General features: G+C 61.2%; 2 protein-coding genes and 1 pseudogene. 1 reads left to right on the forward strand and 2 read right to left on the reverse strand.

All coding sequences use genetic code 11. The annotated features are described in order from the left end of the window. Positions 1 to 195 (forward strand): annotated as a pseudogene (locus tag NW818_RS01785) (ABC transporter ATP-binding protein); the annotation flags it as partial. Between the two features lie 75 nt (positions 196 to 270). On the opposite strand, the gene NW818_RS01790 reads toward NW818_RS01785, so the two are convergent. Both NW818_RS01790 and crn3 read right to left on the reverse strand, forming a co-directional pair. Next, complete coding sequence (locus tag NW818_RS01790) at positions 271 to 1,062, reverse strand: ADP-ribosylglycohydrolase family protein (RefSeq protein ID WP_414423676.1); 792 nt, start codon at positions 1,060 to 1,062, stop codon at positions 271 to 273. 103 nt (positions 1,063 to 1,165) lie between these two features. Next, positions 1,166 to 2,070 (reverse strand): CRISPR-associated ring nuclease Crn3/Csx3 (crn3, locus tag NW818_RS01795; RefSeq protein WP_414423677.1); only part of this gene is annotated, 905 nt, incomplete at its 5' end.

Below are 2,070 nucleotides of genomic sequence, written 5' to 3' on the forward strand. Positions count from 1 at the left end.
CCTTTCGCGCCAGCGGGACGGAGTCCTTTGACCAATGGCCCTGCAGCCACCATCGGGCAGATCGTGACCATCCCCTTCCCGCGCCCTCGGGATCGCGAGCGGATTCTTGAAGATCCGCAGTACTACCGCCTGCGCAACTCGGTTCTCAGCTATCTCTACGGCCATGAAGCCAACCCAGAGGCGGCTTACCGGTAAATCCAACCTGGAGCAGTTGACGGAGCGAGAGGGCGACAAGGCAACCCAAAACCCAAAAACCACACACCTTGGCCATCAGGTGCAGCCCCTGGTCAGGCGATCCGCAAACCTCTCTTGGAACTCGCCCACAACGCCGTGCAACCGCTCGTCCAAAACGGCCAGCGTCTGGGATGCGATCTCGTCCGGCACGCCGCCGAAAAACGCCTCCGCAATGCCCCCGGCAATGCAGGCCATGGTGTCTGCGTCTCCACCAAGGGAGATGGCGTTGCGCACCGCGTCTTCAAAACCGTCTGCCTCTAGGAACGCGATGATCGACTGGGGCACCGAGCCCTGACAGGAGACATCGAAGCAGTAGTGCTCCCGGATATCGTCCAGCCGCTCGGATAGGCAGTATCCGAACTCTTGCTCGATGTACGTCTTGATGTCGGCCTTGGTGTACCCTGACCGGGCGAGAAACACGGCGGCTGCCGTAGCCTGAGCGCCGCGGATGCCCTCCGGGTGGTTGTGGGTTACCTCGGCACTGGCCCGCGCCTGGGCCAGCACTTCTTCCAGCGTGTTGCAGGCGATGCCAATGGGGCTAACCCGCATGGCGGCTCCGTTGCCCCAACTGTAGTACGGCTCACGGCAGCGATGCTCGGCCCAGTGGATGAAGCTGCTCCCGTACCCAGCCTCTGGGTAGGCGTGGAAGTACTCATGGTACCAATCGACGTAGCTACCGCCCCGCAGCAGCCGCTCGGCCACAGCGACCGTCAGAACCGTGTCATCGGTAAATTGGCTGGCCTCGACGAACAGCGGAAAGTTCTTCGTTTTGGTGCCCGAGTGCTCATGGACAGAGCCGATAACATCCCCGGCAATGGCTCCCAGCATCAGTACCCTCTCCTTTTTCTTTTCCCAGTTCTCAATCTCCCGGTTCTCAATCTCGCCGTTTCCGAAAAGGCTCGCCCGCCCATCCAATTCTGAATCCGCACCCCTAGGCAATCAAGCGGCGCACCGCCCGAAGCAGCTCCGCGGGGGGAGGAGAGTTGGGATCCCAGCGAATTTCCAACTCAGGTGAGTCTTTGAGCACTTGAGGAGGGCCGGGCGAGGTGTGCAGGATGGCCACACAGCGCAAATTGCCCCGGTCTCGACAAAACTCGTGCCAGAGAGGGATAGCCTCGGGATCCCGGCTGACCACCAGGTAGTGGGAGCAGGCTTCCAGGATCGGCTGCTTTTGCGGATCCACCTTGCCGCCCACATCCACAATCACCAAACTCTTTTGCCGGCGCAAAGCCAGAATGGCCTGGGCATGGAAGCTGAAAAATTCGGGAGTAAAAGAGCCCCGGTACTGGTGCTTGAGGATCTTCGCCTCTTCTGGTGGCAAGTCTAAAGTCCAATTGCCTTCCCCATCCCAATGGGCCCGTTGCAGATAAATATCGGGATGCTCCGGCAGCAGAGCTTCGAAGAGGGCGCGGGCAAGACGGCTTTTGCCACTGTCGGGGGGGCCCACCACCATCACCGCCGCTGCCAATTCTGTTCGCGTCAGCGGGCCGTAGGCCTTGCCCGGCCTTCCCTGCACCCAGGGGATGACCTGGCCCACCCGCACTTCGGGGGTATGGCTGGAGACCACCACCGCGCCCAAGCGTGGGTCATAACAGGCCACCCAACGGGTGAAGTGGCACTCATGCACCAGCCAGCCATACAGCCAAATGGGGGCCCGCCCCGTCAGAACCACCCCCAGCTGGGCATTGATCCCGGCAGGCAGCTGAAGCTGACCCAAATCCTCTGGAAAAACCAGGCGATCCGGTCGGGTCAGCTCAATTTCGATGACCTGAAAAGACAGTTCCGAAGAATGGGATCTTCGAGGGTCCAAGGACTCCGTCCCGCTGGCGCGAAAGG

The organism is Synechococcus sp. R6-5 (genome assembly GCF_047461775.1).
Taxonomy (GTDB): domain Bacteria; phylum Cyanobacteriota; class Cyanobacteriia; order Thermostichales; family Thermostichaceae; genus Thermostichus.